This window comes from Streptomyces sp. NPDC003691, assembly GCF_053981115.1.
Genome location: NZ_JBSFNQ010000004.1, coordinates 1 through 19,656 on the forward strand (window position 1 = coordinate 1; position 19,656 = coordinate 19,656).

Annotated in this window: 20 protein-coding genes; 15 read left to right on the forward strand and 5 right to left on the reverse strand. The window is 72.2% G+C overall.

The genetic code is table 11. The features are described from left to right. Positions 1-25: 25 nt before the first annotated feature. On the reverse strand, positions 26-745 hold the full coding sequence (locus tag ACWDR0_RS03075; RefSeq protein ID WP_456349858.1) for an nSTAND1 domain-containing NTPase: 720 nt from the start codon (positions 743-745) through the stop codon (positions 26-28). A gap of 134 nt (positions 746-879) precedes the next feature. On the opposite strand from ACWDR0_RS03075, the gene ACWDR0_RS03080 reads away from it, so the two are divergent. Further along, positions 880-2,361 (forward strand): glycosyltransferase family 39 protein, encoded by a 1,482-nt coding sequence (locus ACWDR0_RS03080; RefSeq protein WP_456349859.1) that lies wholly within the window; start codon positions 880-882, stop codon positions 2,359-2,361. A gap of 121 nt (positions 2,362-2,482) precedes the next feature. Here ACWDR0_RS03080 and ACWDR0_RS03085 read toward each other — a convergent pair whose 3' ends face one another. Together ACWDR0_RS03085 and ACWDR0_RS03090 are read right to left on the reverse strand one after the other, a co-directional pair. Continuing rightward, positions 2,483-2,896, reverse strand: coding sequence for an NUDIX hydrolase (locus tag ACWDR0_RS03085; RefSeq protein ID WP_456349860.1), 414 nt, complete (start codon positions 2,894-2,896; stop codon positions 2,483-2,485). Then, complete coding sequence (locus ACWDR0_RS03090; RefSeq protein ID WP_456349861.1) at positions 2,893-3,552, reverse strand: NUDIX hydrolase; 660 nt, start codon at positions 3,550-3,552, stop codon at positions 2,893-2,895. The genes ACWDR0_RS03085 and ACWDR0_RS03090 overlap by 4 nt, the downstream gene beginning before the upstream one ends. A gap of 448 nt (positions 3,553-4,000) precedes the next feature. Between ACWDR0_RS03090 and ACWDR0_RS03095 the strand changes: the two genes are divergently transcribed. The 6 genes from ACWDR0_RS03095 (at position 4,001) to ACWDR0_RS03120 (ending at position 8,919) form a co-directional block, all read left to right on the forward strand. Further along, the gene (locus ACWDR0_RS03095) at positions 4,001-4,510 is read left to right on the forward strand and encodes a nucleoside-diphosphate kinase (protein ID WP_456349862.1); all 510 of its coding nucleotides are present in this window, start codon (positions 4,001-4,003) and stop codon (positions 4,508-4,510) included. A gap of 58 nt (positions 4,511-4,568) precedes the next feature. After that, entirely contained in the window at positions 4,569-4,946 is a 378-nt protein-coding gene (locus ACWDR0_RS03100; RefSeq protein ID WP_456349863.1) for a hypothetical protein, read from the forward strand. Positions 4,947-5,184: 238 nt separating this feature from the next. Continuing rightward, positions 5,185-5,766, forward strand: a complete 582-nt coding sequence (locus ACWDR0_RS03105; RefSeq protein WP_456349864.1) for a hypothetical protein — start codon at positions 5,185-5,187, stop codon at positions 5,764-5,766. Next, entirely contained in the window at positions 5,748-6,647 is a 900-nt protein-coding gene (locus ACWDR0_RS03110) for a hypothetical protein (protein WP_456349865.1), read from the forward strand. Before ACWDR0_RS03105 ends, ACWDR0_RS03110 begins: the two co-directional genes overlap by 19 nt. Beyond that, positions 6,644-8,077: a hypothetical protein gene (locus tag ACWDR0_RS03115; RefSeq protein WP_456349866.1), complete on the forward strand. Its 1,434-nt coding sequence runs from the start codon at positions 6,644-6,646 to the stop codon at positions 8,075-8,077. Before ACWDR0_RS03110 ends, ACWDR0_RS03115 begins: the two co-directional genes overlap by 4 nt. 104 nt (positions 8,078-8,181) lie before the next feature. Beyond that, complete coding sequence (locus tag ACWDR0_RS03120; RefSeq protein WP_456349867.1) at positions 8,182-8,919, forward strand: class I SAM-dependent methyltransferase; 738 nt, start codon at positions 8,182-8,184, stop codon at positions 8,917-8,919. 50 nt (positions 8,920-8,969) lie between these two features. On the opposite strand, the gene ACWDR0_RS03125 is transcribed toward ACWDR0_RS03120, so the two are convergent. Next, positions 8,970-9,425 carry a hypothetical protein gene (locus ACWDR0_RS03125; protein WP_456349868.1) on the reverse strand — a complete coding sequence of 152 codons (456 nt, stop codon included), beginning with the start codon at positions 9,423-9,425 and terminating at the stop codon, positions 8,970-8,972. A gap of 82 nt (positions 9,426-9,507) precedes the next feature. Here ACWDR0_RS03125 and ACWDR0_RS03130 point away from each other — a divergent pair, with 82 nt between their 5' ends. The 3 genes from ACWDR0_RS03130 to ACWDR0_RS03140 all read left to right on the forward strand — a co-directional run bounded on the left by ACWDR0_RS03130 (position 9,508) and on the right by ACWDR0_RS03140 (position 13,912). Continuing rightward, on the forward strand, positions 9,508-10,197 hold the full coding sequence (locus ACWDR0_RS03130; protein WP_456350012.1) for a GntR family transcriptional regulator: 690 nt from the start codon (positions 9,508-9,510) through the stop codon (positions 10,195-10,197). Beyond that, positions 10,194-12,947 (forward strand): dolichyl-phosphate beta-glucosyltransferase, encoded by a 2,754-nt coding sequence (locus tag ACWDR0_RS03135; RefSeq protein WP_456349869.1) that lies wholly within the window; start codon positions 10,194-10,196, stop codon positions 12,945-12,947. Before ACWDR0_RS03130 ends, ACWDR0_RS03135 begins: the two co-directional genes overlap by 4 nt. Before the next feature lie 314 nt (positions 12,948-13,261). Beyond that, entirely contained in the window at positions 13,262-13,912 is a 651-nt protein-coding gene (locus ACWDR0_RS03140; RefSeq protein WP_456349870.1) for a hypothetical protein, read from the forward strand. 112 nt (positions 13,913-14,024) lie between these two features. Here the strand turns inward: ACWDR0_RS03140 and ACWDR0_RS03145 are convergent, their stop codons facing one another. Further along, positions 14,025-14,774 (reverse strand): SLATT domain-containing protein, encoded by a 750-nt coding sequence (locus tag ACWDR0_RS03145; protein ID WP_456349871.1) that lies wholly within the window; start codon positions 14,772-14,774, stop codon positions 14,025-14,027. Between the two features lie 400 nt (positions 14,775-15,174). On the opposite strand from ACWDR0_RS03145, the gene ACWDR0_RS03150 reads away from it, so the two are divergent. The 5 genes from ACWDR0_RS03150 (at position 15,175) to ACWDR0_RS03170 (ending at position 19,578) form a co-directional block, all read left to right on the forward strand. Then, positions 15,175-15,510 carry a YbaB/EbfC family nucleoid-associated protein gene (locus ACWDR0_RS03150; protein ID WP_456350013.1) on the forward strand — a complete coding sequence of 112 codons (336 nt, stop codon included), beginning with the start codon at positions 15,175-15,177 and terminating at the stop codon, positions 15,508-15,510. Between the two features lie 165 nt (positions 15,511-15,675). Then, entirely contained in the window at positions 15,676-16,275 is a 600-nt protein-coding gene (gene recR / locus ACWDR0_RS03155) for a recombination mediator RecR (protein ID WP_456349872.1), read from the forward strand. Further along, positions 16,268-16,924 (forward strand): DUF5063 domain-containing protein, encoded by a 657-nt coding sequence (locus ACWDR0_RS03160; RefSeq protein ID WP_456349873.1) that lies wholly within the window; start codon positions 16,268-16,270, stop codon positions 16,922-16,924. Before recR ends, ACWDR0_RS03160 begins: the two co-directional genes overlap by 8 nt. A gap of 297 nt (positions 16,925-17,221) precedes the next feature. Then, positions 17,222-18,493, forward strand: a complete 1,272-nt coding sequence (locus tag ACWDR0_RS03165; RefSeq protein ID WP_456349874.1) for an aspartate kinase — start codon at positions 17,222-17,224, stop codon at positions 18,491-18,493. Next, a complete protein-coding gene (locus ACWDR0_RS03170) occupies positions 18,490-19,578 on the forward strand; it encodes an aspartate-semialdehyde dehydrogenase (protein WP_456349875.1) in 1,089 nt (362 codons plus the stop codon). Before ACWDR0_RS03165 ends, ACWDR0_RS03170 begins: the two co-directional genes overlap by 4 nt. Positions 19,579-19,656 lie beyond the last annotated feature (78 nt).

Below are 19,656 nucleotides of genomic sequence, written 5' to 3' on the forward strand. Positions count from 1 at the left end.
GTCCCCGGGCCACCGGAGTGCTGCCTCAGGGAACCGGTCGTACCGCACGCTTCGTGCGCCGGCCCGTCCCCCGCCCGCCGGGCGTCCGGCCGTCCGCCCATCCCGCGCCGGTCCCGTGCTCCGGAGCGAGCTGCGGTGCCGCCCGCCGGGCCGGGTCCCGAGGCGCCGCCGCCTCCCGGCCCGGCTCCCGCTCCCGGCCTGCCCCGGGCCCCGGGCCCCGGCCCGTCCCCCGCCCGCCGGGCGTCCGGTCGTCCGCCCCGGCACCCGCCTCCCGTACCGCCGGTATCAGCCCGGCCCGCAGCAGCGACGACTTACCGCTGCCCGAGGCGCCGACGAGGGCGGCGAAGCGGTGCCGCCGGGTGAGGGCGAGGAGTTCGGCGACCAGGTCCTCACGGCCGAAGAAGCGGCCGCTGTCCTCGGGGCCGTAGCGGGCCAGTCCGGGGTAGGGGCCGGGACCGTCGTCCGGCCCGGGCCCGCCGTCCGCGGCGGCCTCGCGCCAGCGCAGCTCCCACTCGGCGGCCCGGCCGCCCGCCCCGCAGGCGGACACATAGGCGAGGGCGACGGCGAGGGACGGCAGCCTCTCACCGGCCGCGGCGGCGGACAGGGTGGGGGCGGTGTACGGGGAGGAGCGGGCCATATCGCGGTACGTCGGCCCGCCGGCCCGCCGCCGTAACTCCCGCAGCTCGTGCGCGAACCGCTGGACCGGCCCGGCGGCCGGGTCCAGCGGCTTCTCCCGTCGTCCCATCCGTCCGCCCCCGTCCGCCGGTCCGTTCCGCCGCCACAGCCTGCACTGCCCGGCCCCGGCCTGCGAGGGTAGTGAATTGATGGGCCCGGCGGCGGGGACTGCGCATCAACGGGCGGCGCGGCTGGACTCGTCGCATGCTCGATATCGCAGGGCCGCCACGGGCCCCCTCAGCACTCCGCCGCCCCACCGCCCCCGCGCCCCCTGCCCGCCCCACGGGCACCTGGCGGATCGCCGTACCGCCCGCCGTACTGATGCTGGCCCTCGGACTGTGGGGTCTGGAGCGCGAAGGCACGCTCTGGGCCGACGAGGCGGTGACCTACGACATGGCGTTGCGCACGGTCGCCGAGATCCTGCGCACCACCGACTCGGCGGATGCGGTCCACGGCCTCTACTACCTCCTGGTGCACGGGGTGTTCACGGTCTGGGAGCCCGGACTCGTCCCGATGCGGCTGCCGTCGGTTCTGGCCATGTGCGCGACCGCCGCCGGAGTCGCCGCGATCGGCCGGCTGCTGGCCGGGCCGCGCGCCGGACTGCTGGCGGGGCTGGTGCTGCCGGTGCTGCCGATGGTGCAGCGGTACGCCCAGGAGGGCCGGTCGTACGCCCTGGTCTGCGCCTGCGTCACCTGGGGAACCTGGCTGCTGCTGCGCCGGAGGTGGACGGCGTATGCCGCGGTGATGCTCTTCGCCTGTCTGCTGCACGAGTTCGCGGTGCTGGCCCTGGCGGCGCACGGGGTGACCCTGTGGCTGGGCGCCCGGCCGAACGCGCTGCCGGGGCCGGAGGGGCGCGCGGCCGCGGTCTTCCACGCCCTGCCGCGCGGCTGGCGGATCGCCGCGGCGGTGGTCTCGCTTGGGCTCGCGCCGCTCGCCGGAATCAGCATGGCCCAGTCCCAGCAGGTCGACTGGATAGCTTTCCCGAGCAACCCCGATCTGATCCTGATCGCCCTGGGGGCGGTGCTGGCCCGGCTGAGCCTGCGCAGCCCGGCGCTGGCCGCGGTCGCGCCGGTCGCCGTGCCGATCCTGGTGCTCCCGACGGCGCTGCTGCTGGCGGTCTCCCTGTTCGACCCCCTGTTCGTGAGTCGTTATGTCCTCTTCTATGCCGTCGGCGCGGCGCTGCTGCTGGGGGCGGTGCTCGACCGCCACTGGTCACGGGCGCTGGTCCTGGCGACGGCCGCGGCATCGGTGGTCGTGCTCGTCGGCCACGGCCCGTACGAGCGCACCCCGGCCGCCCGCTCGGACAACGTCGGCAGGGTCGCGGCGGCGATAGCGGCGGCCTCCGAACCCGGCGACGGCGTCCTCTTCACCCCGTACCGCCGCCGCTCCAACATCCTGGTCCACTCCTCGTCCGTCGACGGTCTGAGGGACGTCTCCCTGGCCGCCGGACCCCGCGCCTCGGACACCCTCTTCGGCGCCGAACTGCCCCCGGACCGGATCCGGTCGCGGATGCTCGCGATGGACCGCATCGTGGCGGTACAGGACCACCGGGGGAAGCCGGTGGACCCGTTCCCGGGGGAGGCGGTGAAGCGCGAGGTGCTGGAGTCGGAGTTCACGCTCCGGGAGGAACGGACGGTGGGCCGGGTCCGGATCGGCGTCTACGTCCGCACGGAACGGGTCCGCTGAGGGCACCGGAGCACCGGAGCACCGAAGGACCGCAGCACCGGAGCACCGAAGGACCGGCGCACCGGGAGGGCGCGGTGGGCCGGGTGGGCCGGGTCGGCGCGGCCGGCAGGGGGCCGTCCGGCTACTCCTCCAGCTCCTCCTCCAGATACCGCTGAACGGGGGTGAAGAGGCCGTACGGGACGTACTCCGGGATCTCCTTCAGGCGGACCCACGCCAGCTCCGCCAGGTCCTCGGGATCGCCCACCTGCTCCGTACCGCCGAGGACCGTACAGGCGGTGTACGACATCAGCCGCCCGGTCGCGGGATGGACGCGCTCGCCGAGGGAGCGGAGCACCGAGACGTCGAGGCCGGTCTCCTCGCGGGCCTCCCGGACCGCCGCGCCGGCGACGGACTCGCCGCTTTCGATCTCACCGGCGGGGAACTGCCACGAAAGACTGCCCTCGCTCCGGCGGCGCCTGACCATCAGGACCCGGCCCCGGTGGACGATGACCGCGGCCGCGATGCCCGGCCGGACGGCGGGCTCCTGTTGCGTCATTTCGGTTCCTCCAGGACGGAAAGAACGGGTGGGAAGATCGTATGGGCGGGAATGAAGCGGGTGATCGCTTTTACCGGCACCCATATGACGTCGACGTTCTCGATCTCATCGGAGTTCGTGGCCTCGCCCGCCAGGTATTCGCAGAGGAAGTATTCGCACAGCACACTGGTCACCGGATGCAGCCGGTCGCCGAGCCGGCGGCGGACCGCACAGTGCACTCCGGTCTCGTCCAGCGTTTCCCGTACGGTCGCGGTCTCCGGCCGGGCGCCGGGTTTGACGACCCCCGCGGGGAATTGCCAGGTGATACCACTCGCATCCGTGTCCCTCCGGCAGACCAGCAGCACCTCCTGATCGCGTATCACCACCGCGATCGCCACGCGCAGCGCCTGCGCCCCGGACGGCCCCGGCACATGGCTGCCACGTTCCCTGGAGATCAGCAGGGCAAACCGCTGGCGTACCGACAGAACGGCATTTTCGTAAACCGTGTCGAGAAGCTGCTGCATTTCGCGGCGGGGCACCACATGGGGATCGGCGTGCCAGGTGGCCACCGTCCGGACGCCAATGCCCAATTGTGCGGCGAACTGCTCATTCGTGAGCCTCAGTGCTGCCTGCAGGAGGCAGGCGTACCGGCCGTTCCAGACGTCGATCACATCCATCGCCGCCCCCTCCGCCCCCTGGGTGTTCCCGCTGCGGGAACATCGGCACTGAAGGTGCACTACGGCTGCACCGGCGCTGCATGGTGGTGCCGGAGGCGCCGGGGGAAGAATGGTGGTCACCGGGGCGGGCGGTCGTACGGGACGCCCCTCCGGCAAACCCTTCCGGAAGATCTTCCCCATCGTGAACGAGAGCGCCTGACGGCCGTTGCCGGCAGTGAGCAGTAACGGTAAAGAGTTTAAAGGAGTGCTCCTGGGCGGTGGTCCGTTCGGCGCATAGTGGCCGGAAGAGGCTCCCCTTGGTATTCATGCACTGTGGTGTTGATCGCGCTGTGCCTCTCGAACGTGTAGTAATTCGGGCGGAAGTTCGGGTGAGGTCCCGCCGGTAGCCTCGGCACCGGACGGTCCTCCGGCCGTCATCCGGAATGTGCATCACATCGAAGGGACAGCCATGGCCCAGGACCGGGAACATTCGGTCGAGCGCACACTCGTTCTGCTCAAGCCCGACGCACTCGCACGCGGACTCGCCGGACGGATCTTCGCGCGATTCGAGGATGCCGCACTGAAGGTCGTCGGCACCAAGATGGTCTGGATGGACCGGGAGTTCACCCGGCGCCACTACTTCGACCTGGAAGAACGGCTGGGAGCCGAGGTCTACCGGCTGACGGATGCCTTTATGCGCCAGGGGCCGGTGATTGCCCTGGTGCTGGAGGGATTCGACGCGATCGCCACCGTACGGAAGATCGTCGGGAGCACTTATCCCAATGAGGCGCCCGCGGGAACCATCCGCGGAGATTTCTCGCACTACAGCTCGGCCGCCAGTATCGCCTCCGGAAAAGCCGTGGCCAATCTTGTGCATGCCTCCGGCAACCGGGCGGAGGCGGAACAGGAGGTGGCGCTCTGGTTCACCGGGGCCGAGCTGCACGACTACCGGACGCTGGCGGAGACCTATACGTACTGACCGTCCCGCCCCGGCGCGCGTTCACCCGGGCCGGGCAGCCGACCGTCCGAGAGGGATCATGAGCGACCGGAGTCCCCGTCCGGCGGCCGCCGCCGGAGAGCCCGCGTCCGTGGCGTACGTGGCGTCCGTGGCATCCGTTGAGGTCACGTCGTCCGCGGAGGTCGTGGAGGCCATGGCGTCGGCCTTCCGGCACGAGCTGGCGAACGACCGCCGGGCCGCCGCCGAGACCGCGTACGCCCTCGCGGTGCTCCACCGCGACCGGGGCGACTGGACGGCGTCCCGGGTCTGGGTACGGGAGTGCCTGGACCTGCTGGACGCCTGCCCGGCCGGCACCGAGGAGCAGGTCGCCACCCGCCGGACGGCGGTCGGCGGCGTACTGCTTCCGGCCCTGCTGCACGACGGGGTGGTCCGGGCACGCTTCGGCTGTCCGGGCTGACCCCGCGCACCTCCCGTAACCCGCGAACTCCCGTAACCCGTGCACTGCGCACACAGCAGACCGCATACAGCAGAGCGCACACCGCACACCGCAACTCCGCACCCACTCATCGGCAGTCCCGCAGTCCCGCAGTCCCGCAGTCGCCCGGACGATCCGCCGGGACCGGCTCCGGCCCTTCGCACACCCTCCGGGCCGGACCGGCGGGCCGCCGTGCCCGAACACAGGAGGCGAACACCACGTGCCCGTCGAGATCGAAATGCGCGCCCGCTACAGCCCGCAGACCCATGACCGGCTCCTCGGCCGGCTGCGGTGCGACGCCGAGGACCTGGGCCCCGACGACAAGAGCATCCACTTCTACGTACTCCCCGACCAACTGCTGAAGGTCACCGAGAACACGTCCGCGGGCACCGCCAAGGTCAGCCTGAAGAACAACCGGATCGGCCGTGGCGCCGCCTTCGGGGAGACCGAGTTCGCCATCGCCCCGGCGGATGTGGCGACCGCCGTACGCCTCCTCGACGCCCTCAGCTTCGGCGGCACCCGCCACGAGGCCTTCACCCGGCGCCACAACTTCCGCCTCGACGGCGTCGAGATCGCCGTCAAGTGGAGCGAGGCATGGGGACACCACGCCGAGTTCGAGGTGCTGCTCGACGACGACGCGCCCGGCGCCGCCCGTACCGCGGCGGCAGAGCGGATCGCCGGTGTCGCGGCGGCACTGGGCGTCGTACTGATGACCGAAGAGGAACTGGCCGAGTTCACCGCCGCCTTCGAGGCCCGGGAGCAGGAGCGCAAGGAGAGCGAGCGGTGGTCCGCAGGCACCTGACAACCGACCCTTCGACCGAGGCCGGTCTGGTGGGCCTCGCCGCGCGCGGGCGGCTCCCCGCGCACCAGTACCAGGACCGGCCCACCCTCGACTGGATCACCGCGCACCGGCCACCGCTCCGCCCGGCGCCCCGGCCGGAGCTGCCGCCCGCGACCCGGGCGCTGATCCTGCGGTCCGCGCCGCCCCCGGACTGGTACGCCGAACCCCGGCTCGCCGACTCCCTCCACGGCGTACGGCACGCGATGCGCACCGCGGCCCTCGCGGGCGTCCTCGCCGCGGCGAACGGGCTGGACGCCGCCGACACCGCGGCCGCCGTGGTGGCCGCGGCGGTGCACGACTGCCGCCGCCGCCACGACCGGGACGACCCGGGGCACGGGGAACGGGCGGCGCACTGGCTGACCGACCGGGCCGGAGAGGTGTGGGCGCGCTTCGGCCTGCCGCGGCCGGCGCCGCCGCACACCGTGCTCCGGGCCGCCACCGCCGTACGGCTGCACGACGTCCCGTACGAGGCCTTCGACCCCGGTGGACCCGGTGACTTAGGTGGACCCGGTGGCGGTCGCGGCGGCGACCCCGGCGGCGAGCGCCGTACGCCTCCGGCCCCTGCCCCGGCCCCTGCTCCGCCCCCGTACAACAACGCTCCCTACCGGGCCCACCGGGCCGTCTGCGACATCGTCAAGGCGGCCGACGCCCTCGACCGCTACCGGCTGCCGAAGCTCTCCTGGTGGCCCGACGGGCGCCGGGTCAGACAGCCCGGTTTCGACGGCTTCCGCGCACTCGCCTTCGACCTGGTCACGCTCTCCGAGCGGGCCCGGCTCGCCGGGGCGGACAGCGCGGCCGCCGTCCTGTCGGCGCTGGCGGAGAAGGACATCGCCCGATCATGACCTGGACCAGCAACGGGGGCGGGCCGGGCAGCTCTGCCACGGAACCCGTCGACGCGTACCGGCCGTGGGCCGACGCCCATGTCTTCTTCGACGCCGCCGGAATCCCCTTCGCCCAGACGGCGAACGGACCGCTCGCCCGGCAGACCGCCGCCTGGGAACGGCGCCTGCACGAATCGCCCAACGGCCATCTGCTGCGGCGCAACACCCTCTTCGACACCCTGCGCGGCAGCGGAACGCTCCACCTCCTCCATGTCACCCATGCCCTGGAGCAGATCAGCCGCCAGGGCGTGCTCTACCCGTCCGGGGGCTGCCTCGTCGGCAGCGTCTACTGTGCGCCGCTGACCCGCACCGAATACGGCTTCCGGATGCACAACCTCGCCGAGTACATCCTCACCAAGGAGGCCCCGGCCGGGCTGGCCCGGCTCGGGGTCACCGACCGGACACCCACTCCGCTGATCTTCGAGATCGATGTGCCCCCGCATGCCTACCGGGGGCTCGCCGGGGTCGACTACCTCCGGCTCGGCCTGATCCACCTGGGCATCTACCGGCATCTGGAGTATCTGCTGAGCACCGCCGAGCGGCACCGGCTGCGGGATGCCGTCGTGGCCCGGGTCCGTAACTCCGCGATCTTCCTGGCAACCGCGGCGGCCGTGGCCCACCGGGGGCTGCGGATCCCCGCCGGACCGTTTCTGCGGATGCTGGCGGACGCCGTGCCCAGGCTGCCCATCCTCGGCTATCTCTACTTCGAGGCGCTGTCGGAGTATCTGATGCTCCACTCCACCTCCCGGCACACCCGGCGCCTCGCCGACCTCGGGGAGCTGAACAACCGGCTCTACAAGGAGATGCTCTTCGCCTCCTATCCGAATCTGCCCGGCAAGTTCGACCTCGCCGCCTTCCACCCCCGGCCGGAGAAGCTGCCGGGTCTGCTCCGCCCGATCGACCCCACCGTCGACCCCGGCCACGCCGCCGACTACCTCGTCGAACGGATCAGCCATCTGGTGGTGGCCCGGCTGATCGCCCCCGGCGGGATCCCTCGCGCCTGGCACCACACACGCTGGGAGTTCGACGCCCTCACACCCCGCTTCGGGCCGCTGCTGGGCCATCTGATCCACCGGGAGCTGCGCACCTTCGGCCGCTATCCGGACTTCTACTTCTACTTCGACCAGTACAAGGCGCTCCAGGCGTGGAACTACTGGAACCAGATGGACATCGTCGCGCCCTTCAACGGCACCATGCCGAAGGGCGAACTGGGCATCAACCCGGCTTATCCGAACCTCGGTTACCGCGTCTGGCGGGCCGAACGGGACGACACCGGCCATGTGCATCCGGTCGAGCAGCTGCCGCTGACCATCGCGCCCCGGCTGGTGGACATCAAGTACACCCTCATGCGCAACAACCAGTGGGCCGCCCCGGCGCCCAGCGCGGCCTGAAACCCCGCCCGCACCCTTGCCCGCAACCCCGCCTGCGTCCTTGCCCGCACCCCCGCCCGCACCCTCATCCGCACCCTCATCCGGAACTCAACGGGAGAACCCTCATGCGCTCCTTCGGCGTGCCCGCTGCCGATGTCCTCGGCGAACAGATAGCGGCCACCCTCTCCGACCCCGCCACCACCCACGGCCTCGCCCGTGCGCTCCGGGCCGCGGCCCGCGAACTCCGGGTCCACCGCCACCACCAGGACGGCCGCAGGTCCCGGCCCGACGGCCGGATCGACCAGCGGCCCGCCCGGGTCCAGATCGGCGGCGGCGGACACCGGCCGGCCGGCTTCTTCAACATCGACGCGGCCCCGCCCGCCGATCTGCTCTGGGACGTCCGCGAGGGGCTCCCGCTGCACGACGGCTCGGTGGAACTCCTCTTCTCCGAACACTTCCTGGAGCACATCGACTACCCGCGCTCCGCCAAGCGGTACGCGGCGGAGGCGCACCGGGTGCTCGCGCCGGGCGGGCGGATCGTCACCGGGGTCCCGGACGCCGCCTTCGCCCTCGGCCGCCACTACGGGCCGCTGGACCCGGTCGAGGAGACCCTGCGCCGGTGGTACGGCCGCCGGGACTGCCGCCCGCACATCAACACCCGGCTGGACCTGGTCAACCTGGTCTTCCGCGACCAGGACGACGATCCGCACTACACCCCGCACCTGTGGGCGTACGACCACGAGAAGCTCGTCCAGCTCTTCACCGAGGCGGGATTCGCGGCGGTGGAGCCGTGGGAGTTCGATGCCACGATCGCGAATCCGAAGCGGCGGTGGGGGAGCGTGTACGTGGCGGCGGTGAAGTAGCCGGGCGCGGTACGGGTGCGGGCCCGGCTACTTCACCGCCGGGCCGCCGTTCACCCCAGCGGTTCGACCTCGACGAACCGCCGCCCCCGCTCCCCGCGGTACAGCAGCGCGTCCCAGCCGCCGATCGCGTCCAGCGCCGCCGTACAGGCCCGCAGCCGGGTGCCCGACTCCTGCTGGGCGCCGCTGCCCGGCGGGCCCAGCCACTCGATGTGCGCGGTGCCGGGGCGCGGGCCCGGCGAGACGCGGTAGCCCGTGGCGGCGCGCTCGCCCGCGGGCGTCACCGCGGACGGCGGCAGGCCCGCGGCCTCCAGGGTCAGCGCCACCGCCCGCACCACCTGGCTGCGTTCCCAGGCCGCCGGTACGGCACCGCTGATCCGGCGGATCTGGAGCAGCCCGGCATACGCCGTACGCACCTCCTCGGCCCGCGCCACCTCGGCATTCGTACCGCCGCCGGTCACGGAGCCGACGACGCCGTCACCGGTCGCCGGTTCGAAGACATCACCCATCGTCCACCACCACCCGCTCACCTCTTCCTCACACGGGGCTGGCCTATCGTGGCGGGAACCCCCGGTGAAGGAGAAGCCCACGATGCCCGGTTCCGGCAGCACCCCGGTCACCCGCAGCACCCTGCGGCAGCAGATCGCGGACGCGTTGCGCGACGAGGTGCTCGCCGGACGCCTCCAGCCCGGCCAGGAATTCACCGTGAAGCAGATCGCCGACCAGTACGGGGTCTCCGCCACCCCCGTACGCGAGGCCCTCGTCGACCTGTCCGCGCAGGGGCTGCTCGAATCGGACCACCACCGGGGCTTCCGGGTCCACCGGTTCACGGTCGACGACTACCGGGACATGGTGGAGACCCGGTCGCTGGTCATCGACGGAATCGTCCAGCACGCCCGCCGCACCGGCCGCACCCGGATCAACGCGGTGACCGTCGCGCCCGTACGGCGGCGCGCGGAGGAGGCGGACCGGGCCGCCCGCAGCGGGGACCTCGACATTCTGATCGGTTACGACCTGCGGTTCTGGCGCGAGCTGGGAACGATAGTTTCCAACCGCTATATTTCCGACTTTATCCATCAATTGCGGGTCCAGATCTGGGTCTTCGCCATGCCGCATCTGCGGATCGAGCCCGATGTCCGGCGCTGGCTGTTCACGGCGTACGGGGAACTGGTCGACGCGCTGGTCTCCGGCGAGGTCGAGGCGGCGCGCGAAGTGCTCTGCGCCTACAACGACCTCTCGCTGTCGTGGGCGGCCCGGCTCGACGAAAAGCTGTCGTCATGACGGACGGCACGGCGAACGGAACGGCGAACGGTACGGCGAACAGCACGGCGGCCCGGGGCGGCACCGGCACCTCGGACACCTCCGGCGGCACGTCGGGCACCTCCGGCGGCCCGGCGGCCCGGCGCGGCACCGGTGTCCCCGCCCCCGTCCGGCAGGGCACCGGCGAAGTCGCCCTGAGCGTCGTCGTCCCGGCCTACAACGAGGCCGAGCGGCTGCTCCCCACCCTGCACGCCGTCCGCGCCCATCTCGACGCCGACCCCGTCCGCTGGGGCCACTGGGAGCTGATCGTCGTCGACGACGGCTCCACCGACTCCACCGCGGCCGTCGCCCGCGGGGCCGCCGCCGAGGACCCGCGCATCCAGGTCGTCTCCTCCCCGCGGAACCGCGGCAAGGGCGATGCCCTGCGCCGCGGCGTCCTCGCCTCGTACGGCCGCCGGGTCCTCGTCACCGACGCCGACCTGGCCACCCCCATCGAGGAACTGGACCGGCTCGACCAACAGCTCACCGCCGAGGACGCGTCCGCCGTCATCGGCTCCCGCGCGCACCCCGGCTCCCGGATCGACGTCCACCAGTGGCGCGGCCGCGAATGGCTCGGCCGCGCGGGCAATCTGCTGATACGGGCCGTCGCGGTACCCGGGCTGCGGGACACCCAGTGCGGCTTCAAGCTCTTCGACGGCGAACGGGCCCGCACGGCCTTCGCCGCCTCCGCGCTCGACGGCTGGGCCATCGACGTGGAGATCCTCCGGTACTTCCGCCGCTCGGGCTGGCCCGTGGCCGAGGCACCGGTGCGCTGGTCCCACCGGCCCGGCTCCAAAGTGCGGCCGCTGGACTACGCCCGGGTCCTCGGTGAACTGGTCAGACTGCGGACGGCCGCCATGCGCCGGGCCGACGTCCTGATCGCGCTGCTGTTCTGCCTGGTGTCCCTGGTCCTCTACAAGGACCTCTGGGCCGACCTCGACCGCGGCTATCTCGCGGACGCGGGCCAGGACCAGAACCAGTGGGAGTGGTTCTTCGCGGTCACCGCGGACAATGTGGCCAACCTCCGCAACCCGCTCTTCACCCATGCCCAGAACGCCCCCGACGGGGTCAATCTGATGGCGAACACGGTGATGCTCGGGCTCTCCGTACCGCTCGCCCCCGTCACCCTCCTCCTCGGCCCCACCGTCACCTGGGCCCTTGTCCTCACCTTCGGCCTCGCCGCCACCGCCATCGCCTGGTACTGGCTGATCGTCCGCCGGATCACCGGGCCCGCGGCCAGGTCCCGGGCCGGGACCGACGGCGGCGGCAGCGGGCCCGGCGGCGCCTCGCCGGGCGGCGCCAAGGGCCCCGGCGGCACCAGGGGCCCCGGCAGCACCAAGGGCCCCGGCAGCGGCCGGGACCCCGGTGGTGCCAAGGACCCCGGCGACGGACACCGCTGGGCCGCCGCCCTCGGCGCCGCCGTCGCCGCCTTCGCGCCGCCGATGATCTCCCACGGCAACGCCCACCCCAACTTCCTCGTCCTGTTCGTGCTCCCGCTCCTCGCCGACCGCGCGCTCCGGCTCTGCGAGGGCCACCGGGTGGTCCGCGACGGCGTCGTCCTCGGACTGCTGGCCGCGTACCAGATCTTCATGGGCGAGGAGCCGCTGCTGCTCGCCGCGATGGGCATGCTGCTCTTCGCGCTCTTCTACGCCCTGCTGGACCGCGAGACCGCCCGCCGCTGCGCCCGGCCCCTGCTGCGCGGCACCGGGATCGGGCTCCTGGTCTGTCTGCCCCTGGTGGCCGGGCCGCTGGCCTGGCAGTTCTTCGGCCCGCAGAGCTACTCGGGGGTGCTGCACGGCTCGGATACGTACAACAGCCCCCGCGCCTTCCTCGAATTCGCCGGCCGCTCCCTCTTCGGCACCGACGAACGCGCCGACCCGCTGGCGATGAACCGCACCGAGCAGAACGCCTTCTACGGCTGGCCCCTGATCGCGCTGGTCGCGGGCATCGTGGTCCAGTGGTGGCGCTCCACCCTGATCGCGGCCCTCGCCCTGACCGCCGGGACCGCGGCACTGCTCTCCCTCGGCGCGGACATCCCGGTCCCCTTCACCGACGCGACCGTGCCCGGCCCCTGGGCACCGCTCGGCAAGGCACCGCTGCTGGAGGCGGTCATCGAGTCCCGGGTGGCGATGATCTGCGCGCCGGTCCTCGGGATGATCCTCGCGGTCGCGGTCGTACGGTTCGCGGAACCCCCGCTCCGGACGGTCCGGATCCTGGGCGCGGCCGCCCTGGCCGCCGCGCTGCTGCCCATCGTGCCCACGCCCTATCCCGTACGGGAGCGGAGCGAGGTCCCCGACTTCGTCACCAGCGGCGCCTACCGCGACTATCTGGCGCCCGGCGAGTCGATGGTGATCGTGCCGCTGCCCGGCCCGGCCGGGGCCGACGCCCTGCACTGGCAGTCCACCACCGGCTTCGGCTTCCCGATCGCCGGCGGCTACTTCATGGGCCCCTGGGGGCCGGACGACCTCGGGATCTACGGTGCGGTGCCCCGCCACACCCCGAACCTCCTGAACGAGGTCCGCGGTTCCGGCGAGGTCCCCGAGATCGGGCCGCTCCAGCGCGAGCAGGCGCGCGCCGATCTGGCGGACTGGAAGGCGGGTGTGGTGGTCCTGCCGCCGCAGCAGAACGAGGAGCCGCTCCAGGCCGCCCTGGAGGCGCTGCTGGAGCGGCCGGGGAAGTGGGTCGGCGGGGTGCTGGTGTGGGATGTGGGGGACCCGGTGCGCAAGAGCTGAGCCACGTACTGAACCAAGGGCCGAACCGGACGAACGGGCGCCCCCGGCATGACCGGACCGGTGGGCGGGTACGGACGGGTGACGGACCCGGATCCGGTACCGGTCCCCGCGGCGCCGGCCGCCGGGGCCGCTCTTCGCTCCGGGCCCGGCGGCGCATAGTCTGGTGCGGCTCGGCCCGGCTCGACTCCGGTGCGGCGCGGGGTCACCGCCCGTGCGCACTCCGCCGTACCGCTGTCCGCCGTGCGTCCGCTGCCCGTGTTGCCTCTCGTCGTCCCTGTCGTGGATCGTCCCTACCGTGGAGAGCGAGCCCTTCCTTGGCCTGTGACCTGTGGCTGGTCCCCCTCGTCGACGTGCTCTGTCACAGCCCCGACAACCCCTTCGCCGAAGAGCTGGCCGCGTACGACACGGCCCTGGCGGAGGCGGGACTGCCGACCGTGCCCGTGTTCCAGTACATGCCCGGGCTCTCCGGGGACGTCGCCCCCGTCGCCGGATTCGACTACGACGCCCTGCACTTCCTGCGCCGCGCCTATCTGCTCCAGCTCTGCGGGCTCGCCGTGACACCCGTCGACGAACTCGGCGGTGACTACGAGCAGTTGCTGGAGATGTTCGAGGGAACCGCCCGGCAGTCGCATCTGGTCTGGCACTACGACCATGCGGGCGCCTATGTCCCGGTCGACTTCGCGGCCCCGCTGTCCACCGACGAACTCCTCTCCGGCGGCGGCCCGCTGGGCTCCACCCAGGGGCTGCTGCGGGAGCTGGAGTACGTCGCCCCGGCGATCGGCATCGACCCGGCGAACCCGCCGGCCCCGCCGCAGCCCCCGGAGCGCGGCACCGATCTGGAGGAGCCCGCCGGGCCGATCCCGTACGACGAGAGCCCCTTCGCCCGGGAACGCCATGTCTGGCTGGGCCTGCACGCGGCGGCCACCCGCAGCCTCGGCCAGGGCTCGATGATCGTCTTCAGCTGACCGGCCGCCGGTCGGCTCGGTCGCCGGGTCGCCGGGTCGCCGGGTCGCCGGGCTCGACCGGCTGCCGGGTTGCCGGGTTGCCGGTCCGGCGTTCACCGGGCGCCCCGCCGCTTCAGCGCGGCGGCTCCGGCGGGCGCTGGCGCGGCATGTTCGGGCGGGTGCCCGGCGGGAGCGCGGTACGGCTCGCGGCGGCGTTCGGATCCGGCCCGCGCGCCGGGCCGCCGGGGCCGGGCAGCGCGCCCGCCTGGAGCACCAGGGCGTCGAGGCCGCCGTGGAAGGAGCGCATCCAGTCGGCGGTCTCCGCCCTGACCAGCTCCTGGACGTCCTCCGAGAAACGGCGCAGTACGGCGAGGCAGCGCTCCGCCGCCTCGCTCGCGGTGCCATCGGCCGGGCCGAGGATCTCCCGTACGCTCTCCGACGCCCAGTCGAATTGCAGCGTCTGCAATCGCCGTTGCACAGCCTGCGCGGTGGCCATATTCCGCATCCACCCCGCGGTGACCCCGAAGTAGCGGTCGCTGACATGGCAGGCCGCGCCCAGAAGCAGCGCGAGATAGCCCCAGCCCGCGGCGCCCTCCAGTTGACCGGTCATGTCCAGCAGGGGGAGCGCGGCACCGGCGATGGTGCCCAGCGCCGTACCGAGCCGCAGGAGCCGCCCCGTACGCCGCTTCCAGACCCGGTCCGCCAGATACCAGTCCACGGTGCGCAGCGCGGCCGTCTCCACCCAGCGGTACAGCTCGTCGAGGCGTTCGGCGGGCTCGCCCCAGTCGCCCAGCGGGAACGGCCGTCCGGTCAGATCACCACGCGGCGGCTCGCTCCGCTCCTCCCGGGCCGGGCCCCCGGGCTGCATCTCCGGCTGGCTCACCGGGACACTCCTCTACGACGTTCTCGGCGTTCTTTGCGTGCTCGGTGTACTTGGCGTGCTGTGCGTACTTCGCGTGCTTGGCATGCTGTGCGCTCGGTGTTGCTCCGGCGAGGTGCCCGCAGGGCGCTGTCGCCGATGCGTCCGGTACGGGCCCGTACCGGAACGACATGCCCTTTCCTACCGCCGAATGGGGGTTCGTGTGGTGGAAATCCCGGTATTTCGTGTCGGCGTATCCAGCACAGAGGGGCCTTGATCGGACAGTGGGCCCGCAGCTTAGCCCCTCGGGCGGCGGGCCCGCCGCTCGGTGCGGCGGTCCGAACCGGGACCACGTAGGCTCGACGGCGTACCCGTGGAGAAGCGCGGCGTACCCGTCAGCGATGCCGAGATGCCAGGAGTGACCGTGTTCCCCGGTGGTGGCCAGCCCAATATGCAGCAGCTCCTCCAGCAGGCCCAGAAGATGCAGCAGGACCTCGCCGCGGCGCAGGAGGAGCTGGGCCGGACCGAGGTCGAGGGCCAGGCCGGCGGCGGTCTGGTCAAGGCCACCGTCACCGGCTCCGGTGAGCTGCGCGCCCTGGTGATCGACCCGAAGGCGGTCGACCCCGAGGACACCGAGACCCTCGCGGACCTGGTGGTCGCCGCGGTACAGGCCGCCAACGAGAACGCGCAGCAGCTCGCGCAGCAGAAGCTCGGCCCGCTGGCACAGGGCCTGGGCGGGATGCCGGGTCTGCCGTTCTGATCCCGTTCGCGCCCCGAGGGGCGTGCGGTGTGCCCTGAGCGGGCTCTTCTGGACGGGGCGGCTCAGCCACTACGGTGATACGGGCCGGAAGGGATCCCGGCGACCGGTCGACGACCGGGCCGGCGGGAGTGCCGCGACGGCCCGGAGCAGAGGAAAGGCAGTCCGTTGTACGAAGGCGTGGTTCAGGATCTGATCGACGAGCTGGGCAGGCTGCCCGGCGTCGGTCCCAAGAGCGCGCAGCGGATCGCCTTCCATATCCTCCAGGCCGAGCCGGCGGACGTCCGCAGGCTCGCCCATGCCCTGCTGGAAGTGAAGGACAAGGTCCGCTTCTGCGCCGTCTGCGGCAATGTCGCCCAGCAGGAGCAGTGCAACATCTGCCGCGACCCGCGCCGCGACCCCGCCGTCATCTGTGTGGTGGAGGAGTCGAAGGACGTCGTGGCGGTCGAGCGGACCCGGGAGTTCCGGGGCCGCTACCACGTGCTCGGCGGGGCGATCAGCCCCATCGAGGGCGTCGGCCCCGACGATCTGCGGATCCGGGAGCTGCTCGCGCGGCTCGCGGACGGCGCGGTCACCGAGCTGATCCTGGCCACGGACCCCAATCTGGAGGGCGAGGCCACGGCCACCTACCTGGCCCGGATGATCAAACCCATGGGTTTGAAGGTCACCCGGCTGGCCAGCGGTCTCCCTGTGGGGGGAGACTTGGAATACGCCGACGAGGTCACGTTGGGACGTGCCTTCGAGGGGAGACGACTTCTCGATGTCTGACGCCATGCTGCACGCCGTGAACCAGGACCCCGCCGACTTCGCGGTCCAGATCGCGGACTCGGTCGAATCGTTCATCGTCGCTGTGACGGAGGTCGCCAAGGGCGACGAACCGGACAGTGCCGTCCCGTTTCTGCTGCTGGAGGTCTCCCAGCTGCTGCTGACCGGCGGCCGTCTGGGGGCGCACGAGGACATCGTTCCGGACGAGCGGTACGAGCCGGACACGGGCCCCGAGCCGGACGTGGACGACCTGCGGGAACGGTTCGCCCGGATGCTCGACCCGATCGACGTGTTCTCCGAGGTCTTCGACCCGTACGAGCCCCGTAAGGCGCCCGTCGCGTTCCGTATCTCGGACAATGTCGCGGACATCGTCACCGATCTGCGGCACGGCCTCGCCCACTACCGGGCCGGGCGCACCACCGAGGCGCTCTGGTGGTGGCAGTTCTCCTACTTCTCCAACTGGGGGCCGACCGCGTCGGCGACCCTGCGGGCGCTCCAGTCCCTGGTCTCGCACGTCCGGCTGGACCAGCCGCTGGCCGAGCTGGACGGGCTCGACACCGACGAGGACCTGGCCGAGGAAGCACTGGCCGAGGAGGCCGGGCGGGTGATGGCGGCGGAGATCGCCGCACCGCTGGGGCTGCGCAGCCCCTGAACCGCCGCTCCATCGCTGCTCCGGCGCCGCTCCACCGCCGTTCCATCGCCGCTCCTCCGCCCGCCGAACCGCGCTCCGTTCCACCGCCGCCGTCCGCGGCCTCCGCTGTGAGGCCGCCCACATGGTGCGTATCCAGGGCTTCTCCGGGGCAGTAGGCCAGCCGGGCGGAGCCGTTCACCAGGCGAGCCGGGCATCTCAGCATGTGATGTGCCGGCCGTCGGACCGGGGCCGCTCGTTAAACTGGGCCGACCGCAGACCACAGGACTGCGGCGGAAAGAAACCGAGCGAGGAGCGCACGTGGGCCTTGTCGTGCAGAAGTACGGAGGCTCCTCCGTTGCCGATGCCGAAGGCATCAAGCGCGTCGCCAAGCGAATCGTGGATGCCAAGAAGAACGGCCACCAGGTGGTCGTCGTGGTCTCCGCGATGGGCGACACGACGGACGAGCTGATCGATCTCGCGGAGCAGGTGTCCCCGATCCCCGCGGGCCGCGAATTCGACATGCTGCTGACCGCGGGAGAGCGGATCTCCATGGCGCTGCTGGCCATGGCGATCAAAAACCTGGGCCACGAGGCCCAGTCCTTCACCGGCAGCCAGGCCGGCGTCATCACCGACTCGGTCCACAACAAAGCGCGCATCATCGATGTGACGCCGGGCCGGATCCGTACCGCGCTGGACGAGGGCAATATCGCCATCGTCGCCGGTTTCCAGGGTGTGTCCCAGGACAAGAAGGACATCACCACCCTCGGCCGCGGCGGCTCCGACACCACCGCCGTCGCGCTGGCCGCCGCGCTGGACGCCGAGGTCTGCGAGATCTACACGGATGTGGACGGCGTGTTCACCGCCGACCCCCGGGTCGTCCCCAAGGCCAGGAAGATCGACTGGATCTCCTTCGAGGACATGCTGGAGCTGGCCTCCTCCGGCTCCAAGGTGCTGCTCCACCGCTGTGTCGAGTACGCCCGCCGCTACAACATTCCGATCCATGTCCGCTCGTCCTTCTCCGGGCTGCGCGGCACCTGGGTGAGCAACGAACCGCAGGGAGACCAGCAGATGGAGCACGCCATCATCTCCGGAGTCGCCCATGACGTCTCCGAGGCCAAGGTCACGGTCGTCGGGGTGCCCGACAAGCCGGGCGAGGCGGCGGCCATCTTCCGGGCGATCGCGGACGCCGACATCAATCTGGACATGATCGTCCAGAATGTCTCCGCGGCCACCACCGCCCTCACCGACATCTCCTTCACGCTGCCCAAGACGGACGGCGCGCGGGCCATCGACGAGCTGGAGAAGGCCAAGGACCGGATCGGCTTCGAGTCCCTGCGCTACGACGACCAGATCGGAAAGATCTCCCTGGTCGGCGCCGGGATGAAGACCAACCCGGGCGTCACCGCCTCCTTCTTCGAGGCGCTGACCGACGCCGGGGTGAACATCGAGCTGATCTCGACCTCCGAGATCCGTATCTCGGTCGTCACCCGCGCCGACGATGTCACCGAGGCGGTGCGCGCCGTACACAGCCGCTTCGGCCTGGACAGCGACTCCGACGAGGCCGTGGTCTACGGAGGCACCGGCCGATGACCCGCAAGCCGGCGCTCGCGGTCGTCGGAGCGACCGGAGCCGTCGGCGCGGTGATGCTGGAGCTGCTCTCCCGCAACGAGGACGTCTGGGGCGCCATCCGCCTGATCGCCTCCCCGCGCTCGGCCGGCCGCAAGCTGGCCGTGCGCGGGGAGGAGTGCGAGGTCGTCCCCCTGACGGAGGAGGCGCTCGACGGGGCCGATGTGGCGCTGTTCCTGGTGCCCGCCGAGATCTCCGCGCGGTGGGCGCCGGTCGCGGCCGCCAAGGGCACGGTCGTCGTGGACGCCTCCGCCGCGTTCCGGCTCGACCCGGACGTGCCGCTGGTCGTCCCCGAGATCAACCCCCATGCCATCCGGCTCAGACCGCGGGGCATCGTCGCCGGACCCCATGACACCACCCTCGCCATGCTTCCGGCGGTGGGCGCCCTGCACGCCGAGTTCGGGCTGCGGCAACTGGTCGTCGCCTCGTACCAGGCCGTCAGCGGCGCGGGGCGGGAAGCCGTCGCCGTACTGCGGGCACAGACCGCGCTGGTCGCCGGTACCGGGCTGGGGGAGACCCCCGGGGACGTACGCCGTGCCGTGGGTTCCCCGGGCTCCCCGTCCGGCGGCTTCGGCCCCTTCCCGGCGCCCGTCGCCCTCAATGTGGTGCCCTGGACCGGCGAGCCCGCCGGGGACGGCTGGTCCTCCGAGGAGCTGGGGCTGCGGGCCGAGGTCCGCAAGGTCCTGGACCTGCCGGGGCTCCAGGTCTCGGCGACCTGTGTCCGGGTCCCCGTACTCACCACCCACTCCCTCGCGGTGCACGCGCGCTTCGAGTCGGAGGTGACGGTGGCCCGGGCCCACGAGATCCTGGCGACCTCGCCCGGAGTGGTCCTCTTCGACGATCCTGCGGCCGGGGACTTCCCGACCCCCGCGGACGTGGTCGGCACCGACCCGACATGGGTCGGCCGGGTCCGGCGGTCGCCCGACGACCCGTGCGCCCTGGAACTGTTCGTCTGCGGCGACAACCTCCGCAAGGGCGCGGCCCTGAACACCGCTCAGATCGCCGAGGCCGTAGCCCAGTCACTGACCCTCACCGGCCCGGCCAGGTGATCGGTTTCCGGCTTTTCCAGCCCTCTGACCTGTCTCAATGTGGTCTGCGCTCTATAGGATCCGTGGACACCCCGTGAG

Excerpts from the sequence above, each read along its gene's own strand:
- ACWDR0_RS03135 (WP_456349869.1), top strand. The coding sequence starts at position 10,194 with ATGACGGACGGCACGGCGAACGGAACGGCGAACGGTACGGCGAACAGC.
- ACWDR0_RS03125 (WP_456349868.1), bottom strand. The coding sequence starts at position 9,425 with ATGGGTGATGTCTTCGAACCGGCGACCGGTGACGGCGTCGTCGGCTCC.
- ACWDR0_RS03100 (WP_456349863.1), top strand. The coding sequence starts at position 4,569 with ATGAGCGACCGGAGTCCCCGTCCGGCGGCCGCCGCCGGAGAGCCCGCG.
- ACWDR0_RS03115 (WP_456349866.1), top strand. The coding sequence starts at position 6,644 with ATGACCTGGACCAGCAACGGGGGCGGGCCGGGCAGCTCTGCCACGGAA.
- ACWDR0_RS03075 (WP_456349858.1), bottom strand. The coding sequence starts at position 745 with ATGGGACGACGGGAGAAGCCGCTGGACCCGGCCGCCGGGCCGGTCCAG.
- ACWDR0_RS03085 (WP_456349860.1), bottom strand. The coding sequence starts at position 2,896 with ATGACGCAACAGGAGCCCGCCGTCCGGCCGGGCATCGCGGCCGCGGTC.
- ACWDR0_RS03160 (WP_456349873.1), top strand. The coding sequence starts at position 16,268 with ATGTCTGACGCCATGCTGCACGCCGTGAACCAGGACCCCGCCGACTTC.
- ACWDR0_RS03120 (WP_456349867.1), top strand. The coding sequence starts at position 8,182 with ATGCGCTCCTTCGGCGTGCCCGCTGCCGATGTCCTCGGCGAACAGATA.
- ACWDR0_RS03080 (WP_456349859.1), top strand. The coding sequence starts at position 880 with ATGCTCGATATCGCAGGGCCGCCACGGGCCCCCTCAGCACTCCGCCGC.
- ACWDR0_RS03090 (WP_456349861.1), bottom strand. The coding sequence starts at position 3,552 with ATGGATGTGATCGACGTCTGGAACGGCCGGTACGCCTGCCTCCTGCAG.
- ACWDR0_RS03170 (WP_456349875.1), top strand. The coding sequence starts at position 18,490 with ATGACCCGCAAGCCGGCGCTCGCGGTCGTCGGAGCGACCGGAGCCGTC.
- ACWDR0_RS03095 (WP_456349862.1), top strand. The coding sequence starts at position 4,001 with ATGGCCCAGGACCGGGAACATTCGGTCGAGCGCACACTCGTTCTGCTC.
- ACWDR0_RS03130 (WP_456350012.1), top strand. The coding sequence starts at position 9,508 with ATGCCCGGTTCCGGCAGCACCCCGGTCACCCGCAGCACCCTGCGGCAG.